Source organism: Alteromonas sp. 76-1, assembly GCF_900654235.1.
GTDB lineage: Bacteria > Pseudomonadota > Gammaproteobacteria > Enterobacterales > Alteromonadaceae > Alteromonas > Alteromonas naphthalenivorans.
Map to the genome: position 1 here is coordinate 4,132,622 of NZ_LR136958.1, position 17,326 is coordinate 4,149,947.

The window sequence follows — 17,326 nt, forward strand, 5'->3', positions numbered from 1 at the left end:
GACAATGTTTCCCATCAACGTCAGGGCATATCAAAAGCAAATGCGTTTATTGAAGATAGCCTAAAACCTGCTATTTAGCGCACCCGCTATATGGGCATCTATACCGAGATTTTCATTAGTGCTTTCATTACTACTTCCGCCCGCACTTACCTCTGTACTTTCACCTGCAACTAATCAGTCACCGCAGTCAATATCAATGCTCGCTGACATATAGGGTGAAACCCCTATGTTCGAACAAAAAGCAAACCGACATTATAAGGATGTGCTTTGCTGCAGAGGATATCTGAACAAGATGACAGTCTTAACACGGGAATATCCACATAAATATGCAGTCTCATTTAGGAGAGAATAATGAAAAAGTTTGCCCTATCTACCTTAGCTGCGGCTATGCTCGCAAGCCCAGCGGCTCACACATTAGCTGATGCCTACATTGGCGCTCAGCTTACTGAAACACTCACCACTCTTGATGTTACAGACTCACTTATGGCGGTCGTGACTTACGATCAGCTAGACCCTTTAGCCGAATCTCAATTACAACAACTCTTAAATCTCGGCATTTCAGAAGGTGTTCAATTTAAATCATTGCCAATCGTTGGTGTTATCGCCACGAAGGCACAGATAGATGCTATTGCAAAAATGAACGGCGTCCGCTCTGTATTTGCGAACCGCAAAATGAAGTTATATAACGCAGATGCTCGTGAGATTACCGGTGTTTCAGACCTTCAAAGCAATGGTTTTATTCAGCGCAACGGAATGGAATTCACCGGTAAAGGCTCCACTGTAATGGTGATAGACTCGGGTATTGATGCCTCGCACCAAGATCACTTTTTCGGTGATACCGTAGTCGAAAATGTACAAGCCCTTACCCATGCTTCTGCAATTGGCATTACCGGTGTGACTGATGGATTCACCTTGAAAGGCCAAATTAACACTGACCTCAACTCAGGTCACGGAACCCATGTGGCAGGTACTATTGCGGGTAGCGGCAACATGTCCGATGGCAAATATATAGGCGCCGCGCCTGATGCCGATTTAATTGGGTATGGTTCCGGTGGGGCTGTTCTTTTACTCGATACCATTGGCGGTTTCGACTTCGCTATTAGTAATGTTTACAGCTACGACAACCCAATCAAAGTCATTAGTAACTCTTGGGGTTCTAGCGGTAAATACGAGCCATTAGGGCCCGTGTCTTTAGCTACATACAAGGCTCACAAGCTAGGCATGATAAGCGTTTTCGCTGCTGGTAACGATGGCCCAGGCGAAGATTCACATAATCCATATGCGCAAATTCCTTGGGGCATATCAGTAGGTGCAGGTGACAAATTTGGCGGCTTGGCAGACTTTTCTTCGCGAGGACTAAACAGTGAGTCCGGTGATTTCACTATGCCTGATGGCACCGAATGGACTTATAACAACGAAGTTTCCGTCGTCGCCCCAGGTGTCGATATAGTTTCTACCCGAGCAACAACGAATTTAGCGGCGAATGGTGGCGAAGCAGATATTGATGCTATTGAAGCACAGAACCTGCCGTTCTATACCATGATTTCGGGCACGTCGATGGCAACGCCTCATGTGTCAGGCATCATTGCACTATTGCTAGAAGCAAACCCGTCTTTGGATAACGCTTCAATCAAACAAATTTTGCAAGAAACAGCCACAAATATGCCAGGTTACGAGCGTTGGGAAGTAGGAGCGGGTTACGTTAATGCTCGTTCAGCAGTAGCCGCTGCGCTCGACTATGATATGTCTCACAGCTTAACCGTAAATAATTTACCTTCCAAAACCTTCAAGGCCAATGCATTGGTATCAACCAGTGAGCGTACAGAAGTGTTCGACTTGTTCTACGCGCCAGTAGGAGAGCCTGAAGTAAAGACCTTTGAGGTAGGCGAAAGCGAAGTGCTCGTTAAGGCCTCCGCAAGCACCCTAGCAAATTTAACTAAACTGGTATTAGTCGCGCCCGACGGTACCGAGTACTTTGGAAACTTAACCACACCAGTATTGAGCACTACCATGCGTGTTTCAGCTCCCGCAATGCCGGGGACCTGGGGAATCTATGTCTACGGTTTAACATCTCTTTCAGGTGTTCAAGCGGATCCGCTAGGCATTACTAATGGCCCAGGCATTCCTGAAACCTTTGAGGTGACTGTATCGTTTGAAGAAAGCGGTGGCTATGAAGGCATTGATGATATCGAAGGCCACGCACAGCAAAACGCAATTGAATTTGCAATTAGTGAGCGATTAATGGATGCCCTCAACAACCGTGGATTTTATCCAGATGCAGGCTTAAAGCGCAAAGACTTTGCCCGCTACGCAGTAATGGGCGGCGCAGTAAGACAATACCGTGACCTATTAAACGAAGATGTCCCTAACATCGGTGCCGTTCCAGGTTTTGATAAAGCATTTATTGAGTCGGTTATGGTAAGTGGCGGCGCATTAAAAGACAACTTACGCACGCAATCACCTGTACTTTATAGTGAAGACGGCAGTGCCAACCCGTTTGGCGTAATGAGTAAGTTAGATACGGCTTATGCTATGGTGCAAATGCTAGGGTTAGAGTCGGTTGCCACCAGTTTCGACCCTGATGCCGACATTATTGTCGATTATAGCGGTGAACAAATCGTCCTCGCCGATCAAGACCAAATTCCAGCAGAGTTAAAAGGCTACGTTCAACTCGCTATTACAATGTCGCTAATAAATGTCTCCTTTGGGACTGAACAGAGCCCTTTTAGTGTTACCCCAACGCTGACAGCAAGTTTTGACCCCGAGGCGACGGTAACCCGCGCGCACTACGCTGTACTTTCATCAAGATTGTTTACTCAATATTATGAGTAATAACAGCTAAATGAGAAAAAGAGCCGTTATAGTAGTTGATAACGGCTCCTTTTAGGGTTAATTTTTAAACAAGTTTAATAGAGATTGGTATTATGAAAATATCTCACATGAAGTTTAAGCTCTTAATCAGCGTTGTTACTCTTGCGGTAATGATGTTTTCTACCGCCCACGCTCAAGTCGTTCTACCCAATTTACTTACCGTCGATAACAACCGCATCCAAGCAAAATTATCACTGACTACCGCGATTGAAGTAGACCTGACCATCGAATTTGAAAATAGTATTGGCCTTCATGCTAGCAACTTTGACATTACGGCCGAACTTCTCGACCCAAGTGACTTAGTTATTACTGACCGCCTACCTTCATTATTGACCAGCGCGACATCTGGCTTTCCGGTATTGGTATCAATATCTCCCAAAGCAGATTCGGGTTTTGGTTTTGAAGGTGTTGCCATGGTAGAGCTTTATACCAAGGCGCTTCACTACACTCCTAGCATTCCATTTCGACTCTTTACCTCGCATGCAGATGGCACTTTTGAAGACATCACCACCTTAACGTCGTCAGGTAGCCTTCGTGCCAGAGGTAGCACGGGCCAGTTCTCTGATTTTATTATTTTACTTGATACTCGCGTGCCAAATACAGTCATTGGCGATAAAGTCAGTAATATCAGTCAAACCGTTAATAACAATAGAAGCGATATCTCTTTGGTACTTCAAGGAGTACTAGATAGCGGAATCAACGATATTCAAAATGCGCTCGCGATAGATGACGATGCCGCGGCTTTAACTGCAGTGGATAGCCTAATTTCGGTTGTTGATAATGCGTCTGGCAGTGATATTCCTGATGTATGGCTTGCTGACGGTAGCGTGGTAAACGCAAAAGGGATATTGCTCACGCAATTGCAAACTCTACGTTTTAGTTTACGTACACTGTAAAGCGCAGGTTATACGGAGCCTCGTCATGCCATTGCAAATTGCTGTATCTCAACCTAATGGCAGCGTAGCAGAGCACGTACTTTTTGAGGGTAGACAGTATCGAATAGGTCGTGCTCGAAATGCAGACATTGTTATCACGCACCCTCAAATCTCTCGCTTGCATGCCGAATTACAATCCACTAACGACAGCTTATGGCAATTAAATGATACCAGTTCAACGGGCTGTTTCAGTGGTGGTGTGCCCGTTAAAAACATTGCGATCAATAAACCTCAGCATTTGTTTTTTGGCCCAATTTCATGCCAACTCACACCGGTTGAACATAGCAAAGTCATTCAGTTAGATAGTCAACGCGTATGGCGAGAGCGCCAGCTAAAACGCTATCAACACCAACTTCAAGACTGTAGTGACAGTAGTACATTAATTCATATCGCTCGCGAATGTTTAATTCAATCGTTAGCCTGCGAGCGCGCCTCACTCATGTTATTTAATGAGGAAGATAAAGCATTGTTTGGCTTGGGTCACGAACCTTGGATGAATGCGGAAAACTTCACCGGAAGCCGCACTATTATTCAACGTACGATGGAAACAAATTCAGTGCTGGCGGTAGGCAATATTGTTGCTGATGACTCGCTAAACGCACAACAAAGCATTATCCGTAATGGTATTCAAGCTGCTATCAGCGTACCTGTTTGTATAGACGATAAACCGGTAGGTGTTTTATATGCTGATTCACTGGTGGGAAGACGCTATTTCACCGAAACTGACATCGAGTTTGCCAAGTCTCTCGCGAATTTATTATCTCTTCGTTTGTTATTCCACGCCATTGAGCATAAACTTTCTCTAATTAACTAGAATAATATTGGTTTCACTCGTTGCGATAAGCCCAGCAAAACGTGCGAGATGAAGCCTATGCTGTAGAAATTGTAGTGTGGAGATGCGTTTGACTGGGCCGGGTAATATAGCTTCAACGCCTGAACATTTTCAAACTGAGGCTTTGCTATCAGGGCCTAGACTTGCCTCCGGAACCATACTTTCTGATAGGTTCCGCATAATTCAACAGCTAGGAGCAGGCACTCAAGCCAGTGTTTATGCCGCCAAAGACGAGTTACTTGCGGTTGACGTAGCATTAAAACTCATTCCTGGTGCCGCTACAGACCCAGGCAGTATGCAGGTTCTTCGTAATGAAGTTGTTATTGCTCGACAACTTCAACACCCTAATATTATTCGTGTTCACGATGTATTTGCCGACGACTATTACGCCTTTTTCACTATGGAGTACATAGAAGGAGAGCCATTATTCGAGCGCCTTCAACGCTCTATTTCTCGCGCCACATATCAAAAATGGTCGCACCAATTACTTGATGCTATTGCCACCTGCCAAAGTGTTGATATCAAACACGGTGACATAAAGCCCGACAATATCCTTATAAATGCAGATGATGATTTATTACTCATTGATTTCGGCATAGGCCAATTGGAAAAAAATGGCGAGCAAACGAGCGGCCATTTAGCTTACTCGGCCCCAGAGGTGATTCGCTCAGGAAAGGCTGGGGAATTTTCTGATACCTACAGTGCCGGTAAAGTGCTTAACGATATGCTCAGTTGTGTGGCGTTATCGTCATTTTCGTTATCTGACACCCTGTGGCTTCGAAAGCAAACTCAGTTTATTAGCAACCTTACCCATCAAATTCCAGAAGAGCGCCCTACCCTAACACAAGCGTTGACCCAAGCTAATACGCCTGTTTCATCGTCAAAATTCGTAGCCGCATTCACAATATTTTTGCTTGTGTTAGCAACGATTGCCGTTGTGGTGAATAAAACAAAACCTAATCCGGATGGATTCGGTAGTGAAACCTTACAACTCGCTATCATTCACGATAACAACTATCCACTATTAGGCACCATTAGTGACTTACTTCGCTACCCTCTTTCAACCCACCCTGATATTGCTCTTGTCAGCGAAAACGAAAGCACTAGGCTAATTCAAAATTTAGCACTGTCCCCTATGGATAATGACAATGATAGAGTAGATTTCAGTGCAATCCTTGGTACCGATAGTCTTTTGTTACTTGATGCAACTCCCACTAGCAATCAGTCTTACTTGCTTCACGCCAGCGTACTTAGCATGCCAGCCAATACGCAGATATTTACGATAAGCCATTCTATAACTACCAGCAGCTTGGCTAACGATTTAGATGCCTTTGCTGACAAACTCGTTGAAGCATTGTTTTCTCATTTAAAAACCGAGGTAGGCACCCCAGACTTACGTTACTTAAATGCGTTACATAAGGCGTGGGAGGCGGGTCCGCCCCTCGCTCGTGAAGATGCTATTGAGGCGATGATTACCAGCACCCCAGATTACCCTGGGGGGTGGGTAGCTAATGCTGAACTAGCATTAAATAATAACGATATTTTGGCCGCCAGAGAGTCTCTCGATACCTTAATGGCAATGCCCAATATCGGTAATTATTGGCGTTTGCAGGGAGAGCTACTTCGGGCCCAATTAGAGGATAACCTTTCGTTGGCCCAACAATCCATTGATGCATTAATTAGCGATTACCCTAATCGTGCCAACTTACTTGCCATGCGAGCTGATATCCATCAGTGGGCTAACGAGCCACTATTGGCCATGGATGATTACCAAGCCGCGTTGCTATTACGCCCTAATGATGGGCAACTTTGGTTTGAACTTGCGCGTTTACAAATAATGGGGGGCAACATTGATACAGCCATTAATGAAACCCTAACTCAAGCGCTAATTGCCTTTAGAAAAGTCAAAAATAAAGTGGGTGAAAGCTTAGTACTTAATGCTTTTGGAATCGCTCACTTGCGTATTGCAGAGCATGCTATCGCAGCATCGTATTTTCAAGATGCACTATCACTTAGGGATGCTACATCCCAACCTTCTGAACGAGCCAAAACACTTGCCAACTTAGCGATTGCAGCATCACTTACTCGCAAAACCGAACTAGCCGAATCTTCGTTAAAAGAGGCTTTGTCGCTTATAACGGATATTGGTGATCTGGAACAAGAAGCCCACATCAATGACACGCTAGGGTTTCTCTATGAAGAGCAAGGTGAGTTCGAAAAAGCACTTTTGCACTATAAACGTGGTTTAGATATTCGGGTACAAATCGATGATAAAGTGCTAAAGCCAGAAAGCATGAGTAACGTAGCTTATATGCACTTTTTAATTGGCGATCTGTCCCTTGCTGATATTTATTGGCAACAGGCCAAAACGTTATTTGAGAGAAACAACGACCAGTCTCATCTGCTTCGTACGTATCAAAACCTTGCACAGTTAAGTTTAGTAAAGGGCGACAATAACGCCGCCACCCGCTATCTTTCTGAAGTCGATGGTAAGCTGAACCAGCAAAACGACCAAGAAAAAATGGTAAACCACCTGCTGTTTAGTTACTTCCATTTTGCTAATGGGAAGTTAATTGAAGCGCTTTCCCAAATCGAACAAGCCAAGCAATTAGCTGAACGTGCATCTGACACTCGGGCACTAATTGAGGTGAGTTTATGGCACGGCGAAGTCTGTCTTCGCACCGCAGATTGGCAATGCGTAAAAGAGGTACTTTCGAGTATCGACAGTGAAGCTGCCAAAGAAAGGCGCGATCAGCATGCTGTCATGCAGTGGTTACTATTAGCATCACAGCATCAACAACAACCGATAAATACAACCGGCTTTAGCCCGTCCTTCGACACGTCCCATATTCCCGTAGTCACAGAACTTAAAATTTTGTTGGATATTCAACATCGATTGAATCTTGAGCCTGACAGTGAAGTAATGCAGACTATTAATACGCTTATTAAGCCAACTTATTACCAGCCTTATCTGCATTGGCTATATCTTGAAGTTAAGGCTGGCAACACTGAGCTAGCCAAAACTTTAGCGCAACAATTAGCTGTACGTCCTAATTACTGGCGCAACCATGTTTACTACTCAGTACTTCCAGAATACGAAGCAAAATTACAACCCCTGCGTTCACAATGGCTTGAGCAGCTTTCTGAAACGCAAGCATTAGAATATAGGCAGGCCTACCTTGAGTGATATTGAACAGCAGCTGGCTTCAATTCGAGCGCTTCAAGATTCTTTAAAAAACAGACTCGATGACGAGCAAGCTACACTCCAACTGCTCGCTAAACGTTTATGGGCGCAACAAGAATCTGAAAAGGCAAAGTTATCCCGCGAATTGCACGATGGTATCGGCCAGCTTTTAACTGGGCTAACTCGACGCTTGCAGGCCTTGTCATCAGATTCACCTGAGCTTGAAAATTTGCATGGCCTGGCAGAAATGGCGTTAAATGATGTGCGCCAATTATCGAGGTTGATGAGCCCTACCATTTTAGATGATTTGGGTTTAAAACCTGCGTTAAACTGGCTTTGCCGCAACTTGCTGAGCTCTGAAGGTATCGAGTATGAGTGCACCATCGGTATTCCAGCAGACATTGCTAAAGATGTGAGCATTTTACTCTTTCGCATTGCACAAGAAACCTTGGTTAATACCATAAAACATAGCCACGCGAGCAAAGTAACGCTAATTCTTGCCTTTCACAATAATGTTATTCGATTAGATATTGTGGACAATGGTGACGGATTTGATAAAACAATCGTAGAGCCTGGTGTGGGCTTATCGAGCATTCGAGATCGGGCAAAGGCGTTTAACGCACAATTGGTGTTAACGTCAGCTATAGGTCAAGGCACAAGAACAACAGTAACGGTACCCGTATGACAATTCGTGTAGTGCTCGCAGACGACCATGTATTAATGCGCCAAGGCGTATCCCAAATGTTAAATGCCACCGCTAACATAAGTGTTATTGGTGAGTGCGACGATGGTGTTGAATTGGTTTCAGCGGTGGTTAAACTCTCACCCGACGTTATTCTAATGGACATTTCAATGCCTCGCATGAGCGGTCTAGTGGCCATTGATAAAATACTCTCACAGCGAAGCGATGCTAAAGTACTCGTATTATCTATGCATAATGAAGTTGAGTATGTAGAAGCGATGCGCGATGCGGGCGCTAAAGGCTACGTATTGAAAGAGTCTTCTGGGGATGTACTTGTAGAGGCAATTAAAAAAGTCGCTGCTGGGCAAACGGTTTTCCCCGACAGTGTGAGTGATGGTGAAGATGAACAAACCCAACGATACATAAGCCCATTAAGTGTGCTAACTCGCCGAGAAAGAGAAGTGTTTTTTTTAGTAGCAGCAGGAAATACCAGTAAAAAAATAGGCGAGCTATTAAACATGAGCCTAAAAACCGCGGAAAATCATAGAAGTAATATTTATAAAAAGCTTAATTTAAGCAGTTCGGCTGAGCTAATAAGAATGGCCGGCAAAGCCGGCCTTCTTGAATAAACTTATCGTTTATAATTGATGAAGCTGAGTGACAACAAAGGCAGTTTCGCCTCGCGATACTTCATCGGTAGGGTTAAAGTAAGCCACTAAAGTAGGCTCTAAATCAAAAGGCCCCTGCTCTACTTCCACCTGAACTTGCATTAACCCCATTGCCAAAGCTTGTTGCACGTAGCCTCGCATTTCAGGTGCGATAAGCTCACTATCGGCAACCGGCACAGATTGGTCGAATACCACGGCGAACAGTGTTTCTGTGGTATCGAAAGACTGCGCCTCCTCTTCTAGCCCTAGTGCCTGAACAAATGAATAAGCCATGGCTTCTTTAGTTACCGTTTGGCTAGCGCCGAATTGCTCACTACCGCCGGTAAGCATTAATGGTCCGTTAGACATATTTAAATCACCCAATGAAGCACCTTCTGAAGTTACTGCATTTACTGTTGCGGCTACTGATGCATCTACATCAAAAAATTTCGCCGTGTTACCCAAAAGCGATTGACGCACACTGTTGCTTAACGTGAGTACATCTGCAAATTCAGCACGAGTAAGTGCATCATCTGGTTTAAAACCATCTGTAGTGGCATCCATAAGCTCATTGGCTACCACGTATTCAGCGTAAGGCTGCGCTGGGTGGCCTTCAACATCGTCAATGCCCACATACCCAGAGGTTTCTAGTAATCGAATATTCACGTCTGTGGTAGAAGGAATACCAATGCCATTCGTTACGCCCAACGGGTCAACAGATACACCACTGACGCTTCCAATACCGCTGCTATAGAGTTTCCACTCACCTGCCATGCCAGGTGCTGCAGTACCTACTGAAGAGCCCAAAAGCGGCAAACCAATACCTGACCCGTAACGATTGCCCGCGGGATCTTCCAATACGAAGGCCGTTGCCGTCTCAATGGTGGCACTTGCCAATACCATAGACACGTCTGGACCAACATCGAAGGTTTCTACCGGAGGCTCACCAACAGGAAGGTAAGTGGTTGGCAGAGTAAAGCTTTCGCCTTCCGATACATTGGCAAAGCTGTTAAATTTTCGGTCTAGTTTTAACGTATCACCATATATTTCTACGCCGTTAACAATCGCATTCACTGCGGCATAAGCATTCGCGTAACCCGCACCTACTTCCCACTCAGCCAAGCCCGCCATTGGTGTAGCGGTTTGTTGAATAATTGATTTCACGTCTTCCCACTGCAAACTAGGATCAGCTTCTAGCATTAATGCCACTATGCCTGAAACATGCGGCGCCGCCATTGAAGTACCACTTGATACGGTATAGAAAGGTAAATGGGCAGGCTCTATCATCGCAGCGTCATCGGAAGCGCTAAGTGCACCTAAACTAGATGTTGATGCTCTGGCAGAAATAACGTCTACGCCAGGTGCTGTAATGGTAGGGCGATCTTCCCAAGTAAATACTTCACCATCGACAACCACTTGGCCTCCTTTCCCATCAACGCCACGAGAGCTAAAGTCGGCCAAATTGCCTTCCTTATCGCCAGCCGCTACTGTGATAACCCAAGGCGCTTTTTTAAAGTTACCTGTAATTGTCGATTCACCAGAGCCAGAGTTACCCGCTGAGAACACCGTAATAATACCGTTGTCAGCCAGTGCTTTTGTTGCAATGTTCGTAGGATCATCTGGATTGAAGTCTGTACCTACATCGCCCGTATTACCAAACGAATTGGAAATAACACGAATGTTGTAGTCGTACTGGTGAGTAAGGGCATAATCGAAACCACCAAGGGTGTCCAATATGAATAGAGCAGCACCCGAGCCGTAACCAATGATATCAGCACCTGGAGCCACACCGGCATGCAGGCCGCTACTCTTAGCACCATTACCGCCCACAGTACCTGCTACGTGAGTACCGTGCCCACCGCCGATATCTGAGTTAGGCGCATTTTCGATATAAGAGATGGGTAAAATACTGCTAAAACTATTTAAATTAACTTGGGCTAGTACGTTTTGTACCACGTGGTCAGGATAAGCAATGTCGGAATGTGTTCCATCTACGCCTGAATCATTAACGACTACGCCAATGCCGTTGCCAGAATATGGTACACCGTTATTACGCAAATCTCGGTCTGCTCGTAATGCTTGCACGCCAGTAATCTGGGTAGATTCATAATTTTCTAGTACCAGTGGATCGTTGTTCCACACAGATACGACATCGTCGCGGCTATAAAGGGCTTCAACCTGTGCTTTTGTGGCCATAATGCCAACAATAGGCAAGCTCTTAAGACTAACACCCGATGTGATACCCAATACGTCAAGTGCGTTTAATTGGTCTAGTGAAAGAGGTCCATTTCCTTCAAACGTGACAATAACTTGCTGTAGCTCTGTTGGTACCGCTAGCAATTTATCTGCAAGCGTAGTATCGAAAGTTTTTGCGTTAACCATGCTTGCTGGTAAAGCGCATGCTACCGCAACTGCTATTACGTTTTTCTTATTTAAAATTTTCATAGTACACCTCGTTGTTTTTACCCTTTGAGTATTTCGTAAGCGAGGCGAACACACTATGAGGGGTTCCCCCTATAACCATAAGTCTAATAAAACTAGCTAGCCAACCGCCGAGCTGAGCATAAAAAAGCCCCCACAATAGTGTGAGGGCCGTGGAGGCACCAACATACGAGAAACTTGTAGATTGGCGGAAACGTATTGATGCGCTACAACGTTATTATCAACACCATGCGCGTTTTACTATTTTCTTGTTTTTATAAAAAGAACCATCAACAACAATGGAACAAACATGTGTATCGGAGGCTCGCTTACTGATACAGAGCCATCTTGTGACGGCGCTCTAGTTAAACTAAATAACCCGTTAGCACATAAGTTATCGGTAGTAGTATAAAAACAGGTTTCATCCGCCCCCATACCGCCTTGTCCAGTAGCAAGTACATAATCTCCGTTGAAAAACGTGAATACAAAACCTTCTGGATCATCGTCGCCGAAAATTAGGTCGTCTAGATCAACTATTTCGATATCGGTTAAATGATCTTCATCAAGTAGGAAGGTATCCCCATCATATTCAAAATTGAAACCAAAGCTTTCCCACGCATAGGCACTGTATTCAGAGGCCGAGTCATCAAAAGAGATAGATCCAGAAACAAACGCTTGTGACGAACCGTTGGTTAACGTTAATTCATCAAAGTCGAAGGTAATTAACGCGCCCCATGTAGGTGAGGCAATGGTAAGCAAAATTAACGTAAATAATGTTCTCATAAGGTTTCCAATTTCTAAATCTAGGGCCTATTTCTATTGTTCTATTTTTACTTTTATCTTTAGCGGAGATAAATGCTTCTAGGCTTATCTACTAATACTTAGTATCTAATCATCACTTAACTCGAACCATAGGGGATTGCCCCTACTTTTAATCCATTATTGTAAGTCGGATACCAATCTCGTTAGGCTGCATTTCTATAAGGAAGTAATGGTTTGGCGGGTATCAACAGCAGTGCGTGTGCCTGAAATAGAAAAACGGGGCAATGCCCCGTTTACGTTCTTAAAATACATCTTTTTACTTCACTATTACCGATTCACGTTTGACTCATTTAACGACTTCGCCAAATTATAATTGCCTTGCGATAACGCAATATCGGCCACTGAGTTACCTGCCAAGTCTTTGTGCTGCGGGTTAGCGCCTTGCTCAATTAACTCATTCACTAAAGACTGCCTATCAAACAAACTAGCGAACATAAGTGCCGTTTGGCCTTGAGAGTTAGTTTCATCAATATTGCATTGTGCAAACATCAGTTTTCTAGCCACACTCAAATGCCCTTTGAAGATAGCCCCCATTAGTGCGGTGTTACCTTTGTTATCTTCCTGGCAGGCATTGATATTTTCCTTGCCAAGTAAATAACTAACCGCATCGTTATGACCATGGTAAGCGGCAAGAATAAGTGCGGTGTAACCTTTTTCATCAGCTACGTTTCCATCAAGACCGGCCTGGTAAAAGGCTTGAAGCAATTCAACATTGCCCTCACGCGCAGCATCAAAATAGTGCGCTTTGAGGTCATCAATACTGGATTGCGCATGACATAGACTCACGCTAAGCATTAAAGTAAAAACCAAAAGTGTGCGTTTAACGATGTGCATTGTGGGTCTCCTATGTCGTCGTTAGAAATGATAAATATGAGTAGTTGATATGAAAAAAGGCTACTAGGTAAATTAGGTGGTTCAAACGAAGTATGTGATAACGATAACTGCCCTACCTAAATAGGTAGGGCGAGTTGATACTGGTGTTACTTATTGCATAAGGGCAGTTAAGCTTTCCGCTACTTTCTTAGCTTTAGCTGCGCGGGCTGCTTGCTCGTCCATTAGTGCTTTTGCTTCTGCACGTACTTGCGAGATAGAAACCTTAGCTAGCTTAGCAACGCCGGTACCGTATTCTTTATCAGCGTTGTACATGAATGCACTGATGATAACGCGAATCTCTTCTTCAGGTACCGATGCTAATGCACCACCCATGTTGTTGATTAAGTTCTTACGACCTTGCTTATCAAGGTTGCGGTAGAACTCACCCGCTTGTTTGAAGTTCTGTTCCTTGTAGAAAGGAATTTGCTGTGTCATACCTGCAAGCGGCTTGCTTGAGTAACGGTATGCTGGATCTTCATTCAAGTCTAAGCGACGGCTAGGCTGATAGTTAACATCACGGTTAGTTGATGTAGTACGAAGCTGGCCATGTTGTTCGTGGTTATTAATCTCAACATTTTTAGGCGCGTTTACCGGAATACGGTAAGCGTTAACACCTAAACGGTAGCGCTGGGTATCAGCATAAGAGAACAAACGACCTTGTAGCATTCTATCTTCTGACGGCTCGATACCTGGAATTAGATTACTTGGTGCAAATGCAGCTTGCTCAGTTTCTTCAAAGAAGTTGTCAGGTACACGGTTTAACACCATGCGACCAATTTTGCGTGAAGCAACTAACTTCTCAGGCCAGATTTTTGTGGTATCTAACGGGTTGAAGTCAAAATCATCTAACTGCTCTGGCTCAAGTTCTTGCAAATACAAATCCCATGAAGCGGTTTCGCCTTTCTCACTGATGCGAGTGTAAACGTCAGTAGTGTGTGGCTGGAAATCCATACCTTGCTGTTTCATAGCTTCTTCAGCAGTGAAGTTCTTAATAGGTTGGTTCGCTTTCCACGTAAATTTCACGTATTTAACGTTGCCTTCATCATCAACAAATTTGAAAGCGTGAACACCTGAACCATCCATATTTAGGTAGCTTGCTGGCGTACCATAGTCAGAAAACAGCATGGTTAGTGTGTGCGTAGACTCTGGAACATGCGAGAAGAAATCGAATACACGCTTAGCATCTTGCTTGTTCGTTACCGGAGATGGTTTAAATGCGTGAACCATATCTGGGAATTTAATTGCATCACGGATAAAGAACACAGGGAAGTTGTTACCGACTAAATCCCAGTTTCCTTGCTCAGTGTAAAACTTCACAGCGAAACCACGAGGATCACGAAGTGTTTCAGGCGAAAGGTGGCCGTGTACTACCGATGAAAAGCGCACGAATACTTCGGTCTTTTTACCTTCACCTTGGAAAGGTGCAGCAACTGTATCGTCAGATAAATCTTCGTAGTTTTCATAGTAACCATGAATACCAACACCACGGGCGTGAACTACACGCTCTGGAATACGCTCACGGTCAAACGCCGCTAGCTTCTCAATTAGGTGAGAATCTTGTAAAAGCACAGGGCCCCAAGGACCAGCAGTTTGCGAGTTTTGGTTGTCTCCAACTGGTGCGCCATTTTGACGGGTAAGGGTATCCGCTTGAGCACTTAAGCCCATGCTTAACATACCTACGGTTACACAACTTATAATACTACGGGTAAACGATCGCTTCATTTATGCTGCTCCTGAAATACGAGTTTGAGTGGTCGGGTTTTTCTGAGCGACACAAACTTGGTCGCCATAATAGTTATTTGCATAGTTGCAAACCGATTGTGTTGGTTTAGCAACGAATTTGTGCGGTGTAAGTTTTTTTAAAATTGTGCTCACATCAGCTCTCCTTGTTAGATGCGAGGATTATTACTGTTCTGTGAAAACTATTAAAACGACATAAACTGATTAAGTTAATTGAATTTATAGATGTGACTAAAGAATAGAAAACTGATTGAGGTTTTCGATTGGCATTTTAGACTGGGTGAGCTTGGGAAAATTTGCGATTTGTTCGATAGTTTAATCAACGAGTCAATTTTTAACTTAACACCAAAAGGTTAGTATCTTTGATACTTATTTCAGAGTGACAATGATGGGAGACGAGAGAATACACAAAGGGGTTAAAGGCAGAAGCAAAGGTAGGAAGATAGACAGAAAGGTAATGTACTTCACATACATAAAGCACATTACCGATAATCAGTTACTTGAACATGGTGCTAGTTAAAGCGCCATCCAGGGGCCTGTAATGGCCAAGGTCTTACTGGGAGAGTACATATTCACGAACAATACACTACCGTCGTTAGTGAAGCACGCGCCAGCAAGTTCGGTTTGCGCGTGTAGTTTGGCAACGTTATAAATATCCCCCTCTGGTGTAACCCCGCGAAGGTGATTATCTACAATTTCAGTGTACTGATCTTCGCATACAATCAAATGGCCATTAGGGCTAACAGTCAGGTTATCGCCGAAGTTAAATAAGTTAGCGTCATCACTTTCAACGAATAATTGTAATCTGCCACCTGGAGCCTGAGAGTTTGAAGCAGAGTCGGTTTTAGCGCCTTGTGGCTGATAACGCATTATCTGACCTAATTGCTTAGCTCCGCCGTTGGTGCAACAAAAATACAGCTCGTTGTTGCCCCAATGCAGCCCTTCACCTCGAGCAAACAACGTTGCGCCCGCCTTATAACCTTGAACACGCAAGTCATCATTAGGGCTTTCTGGCGTATGTAAATCGACCCAATCTACATTTAACCATTCTTCCAACTTCATACGCGCCTTATCCCAGTTACGAGAGTCGAACTGAGGCACACCTTTTATGCGTAAAGCCTGTAACTTACCGCCTTTATCCAGCTGGCCTTTAACATTAGGAATAAAGCGATAAAACAAACTATCGCCTCTGTCTTCCGTTAAATAGACAATACCCGTTTCTGGGTCGACACAAGCCGCTTCATGATTAAACCGTCCCATAGCCTTAAGCGGTTTAGCCTCTACTAACGTCTCAGCATCAGCAGGTACTTCAAAGATATAGCCATGCTCTTTCGAAATAACACCGTTAGGTTTATTAACCGATTCTTCGCATGTTAACCACGTTCCCCAAGGCGTAATACCGCCAGCACAGTTACGAATAGTACCGACTAAGCTAACAAACTCTTTTTCAACAACCTTGGTATCAAGATTATAAACCAGCGTGGTGGTGCCCCCTGGCAGCGCGACACCATTTTCAAAATGATCATAAGCAAGCTCAGTAGTATGAGTTTGAATAGATTCAGGCTGGATAGATAGATGAGCGGCCTGTAACTCGTGATTTCGTACTAAAGCAACCTTATTGTTACCTAGCGAGAAACATCCCATACCGTCAGCTCTATCGGGCACATTTAATCCATCGCTCATGGCATCACCCAGTTCAGAGATAACCTGGTAACTAAAACCCTGAGGTAAATCGAGAAGTTTCTTAGGATCAGGCACAAGCGGCCCATAGCCTTTGGTGGTTGGCGTTAACACACCCGCATTCGCTTTACCCAACGCACTTGATGCCAACCCAGCAAATGCCAAGGTACCCGCCCCTTTAAAAAACTGCCTTCTATTAATCATTATTATCACTCTTTGTACTAATACTTACGCACCTGATTTACGTGTACCCGATTAAACCAAATACTGCCTGCATCTATCATCACACACTATTGTTACATTATAACGTTTGTTACCTTTTCTCTATGACAATTACCGATGTTTTTATAGAAGACACCTCCCCTAGTAAACCAGTGGAGTTAAACCGGTCGATGAAATTAGAAGAAAGTTACAACAAAATTTACTTTTGTTGGTGAAATCACATGGCAATAAACCTAGAGATAAGGGATGGGTTCAGAGTGGTATAACTAAAATGAGTCAGCTTTTGAGTGCACCTTAGGCTTCATATCAAACTTCTCATTGTGAAATAGAGCTTTGAACGCTTTGGAAACTCTCTACAGTATGGATGCTTTAGCGAAGGTCCCATGGATGGGTTTACGCCGTGTTTCTGATGGGATT

At 44.1% G+C, this 17,326-nt stretch carries 12 protein-coding genes; 6 read left to right on the forward strand and 6 right to left on the reverse strand.

From position 1 onward, the window contains the following. The first annotated feature begins 351 nt into the window (after positions 1-351). From ALT761_RS17485 to ALT761_RS17510, 6 genes are all read left to right on the forward strand, one after another. Positions 352-2,832, forward strand: a complete 2,481-nt coding sequence (locus ALT761_RS17485; protein WP_129740157.1) for a S8 family peptidase — start codon at positions 352-354, stop codon at positions 2,830-2,832. Between the two features lie 92 nt (positions 2,833-2,924). Further along, complete coding sequence (locus ALT761_RS17490) at positions 2,925-3,767, forward strand: DUF6689 family protein (protein ID WP_129740158.1); 843 nt, start codon at positions 2,925-2,927, stop codon at positions 3,765-3,767. Positions 3,768-3,792: 25 nt separating this feature from the next. Further along, positions 3,793-4,620 carry an FHA domain-containing protein gene (locus ALT761_RS17495; RefSeq protein ID WP_129740159.1) on the forward strand — a complete coding sequence of 276 codons (828 nt, stop codon included), beginning with the start codon at positions 3,793-3,795 and terminating at the stop codon, positions 4,618-4,620. An 82-nt stretch (positions 4,621-4,702) separates the two neighbouring features. Further along, positions 4,703-7,825, forward strand: a complete 3,123-nt coding sequence (locus ALT761_RS17500; protein ID WP_129740691.1) for a serine/threonine-protein kinase — start codon at positions 4,703-4,705, stop codon at positions 7,823-7,825. Continuing rightward, a complete protein-coding gene (locus ALT761_RS17505) occupies positions 7,818-8,507 on the forward strand; it encodes a sensor histidine kinase (RefSeq protein WP_129740160.1) in 690 nt (229 codons plus the stop codon). Before ALT761_RS17500 ends, ALT761_RS17505 begins: the two co-directional genes overlap by 8 nt. After that, positions 8,504-9,133 (forward strand): response regulator, encoded by a 630-nt coding sequence (locus ALT761_RS17510; RefSeq protein WP_129740161.1) that lies wholly within the window; start codon positions 8,504-8,506, stop codon positions 9,131-9,133. Before ALT761_RS17505 ends, ALT761_RS17510 begins: the two co-directional genes overlap by 4 nt. 9 nt (positions 9,134-9,142) lie before the next feature. Here ALT761_RS17510 and ALT761_RS17515 read toward each other — a convergent pair whose 3' ends face one another. The 6 genes from ALT761_RS17515 to ALT761_RS17535 all read right to left on the reverse strand — a co-directional run bounded on the left by ALT761_RS17515 (position 9,143) and on the right by ALT761_RS17535 (position 16,891). Continuing rightward, complete coding sequence (locus tag ALT761_RS17515; RefSeq protein ID WP_129740162.1) at positions 9,143-11,596, reverse strand: S8 family serine peptidase; 2,454 nt, start codon at positions 11,594-11,596, stop codon at positions 9,143-9,145. 237 nt (positions 11,597-11,833) lie between these two features. Beyond that, positions 11,834-12,355 (reverse strand): hypothetical protein, encoded by a 522-nt coding sequence (locus ALT761_RS17520; RefSeq protein WP_129740163.1) that lies wholly within the window; start codon positions 12,353-12,355, stop codon positions 11,834-11,836. Positions 12,356-12,661: 306 nt separating this feature from the next. After that, positions 12,662-13,228, reverse strand: a complete 567-nt coding sequence (locus ALT761_RS17525) for an ankyrin repeat domain-containing protein (RefSeq protein WP_129740164.1) — start codon at positions 13,226-13,228, stop codon at positions 12,662-12,664. Between the two features lie 150 nt (positions 13,229-13,378). After that, positions 13,379-14,941, reverse strand: a complete 1,563-nt coding sequence (locus tag ALT761_RS17530) for a catalase (RefSeq protein ID WP_129740692.1) — start codon at positions 14,939-14,941, stop codon at positions 13,379-13,381. Positions 14,942-14,989: 48 nt separating this feature from the next. Beyond that, positions 14,990-15,142: a hypothetical protein gene (locus ALT761_RS20685; RefSeq protein ID WP_172602914.1), complete on the reverse strand. Its 153-nt coding sequence runs from the start codon at positions 15,140-15,142 to the stop codon at positions 14,990-14,992. Between the two features lie 381 nt (positions 15,143-15,523). Beyond that, positions 15,524-16,891: an alkaline phosphatase PhoX gene (locus ALT761_RS17535; protein WP_129740165.1), complete on the reverse strand. Its 1,368-nt coding sequence runs from the start codon at positions 16,889-16,891 to the stop codon at positions 15,524-15,526. Positions 16,892-17,326 lie beyond the last annotated feature (435 nt).